This is a genomic window from Synechococcus sp. R6-5, from assembly GCF_047461775.1.
Classification (GTDB): Bacteria; Cyanobacteriota; Cyanobacteriia; order Thermostichales; family Thermostichaceae; genus Thermostichus.
Genome location: NZ_JANSHV010000372.1, coordinates 1 through 576 on the forward strand (window position 1 = coordinate 1; position 576 = coordinate 576).

Below are 576 nucleotides of genomic sequence, written 5' to 3' on the forward strand. Positions count from 1 at the left end.
CCCTTGCCCATACAGCCAAGCGAGCGGGTTTCGGATCCCAGCCAATTGGCTCCCGTTCCGCCCGCTCCGCAACCGGTGACAGAGGTTCTTCCCGCCCAGCGGCCCTCTGATTCTTCCCAGTTGGGACCTCCGGTCAGTGCTTCTGCTCCCAGCAATGGGGCCGGGATCCAGGGCAGTGGAGCTAGTGGATTGGCCAACCCCACCCAATCCGCTCCCAATCCCCCCAGTGTGGCAGCGCGGGCCAATGTGGATTGGGGTCCTTGGCTGGCCGCTTTGCAGCGAAAAGTGGAGCAAAATTGGATACCTGGGCAGACCGGTACCTCGCGCCGCACAGTGGTGATCTTTACAGTGGGTCGAGCTGGCGATCTGCAGAGCATTCGCCTGGGGCGCACGTCCGGCAGCCAACAAACAGACGATGCAGCGCTGACGGCTATCCAGAGGGCAGCTCCCTTCCTGCCGCTGCCTGAGGCTTACGAGGGCAACTCGGTGACAATTAATTTCACCTTTGATATCAACGTGCTGGGCCAGTTGACTGTAGGGGGATCCGCCAAGTAAACTACCCGACCCTGACTGCTT

The 576-nt window shown here is 61.1% G+C and carries 1 protein-coding gene; it reads left to right on the forward strand.

Translation table 11 applies throughout. The features are described 5' to 3' along the window. Positions 1–555 (forward strand): energy transducer TonB (locus NW818_RS13820; protein WP_414424879.1); only part of this gene is annotated, 555 nt, incomplete at its 5' end. Positions 556–576 lie beyond the last annotated feature (21 nt).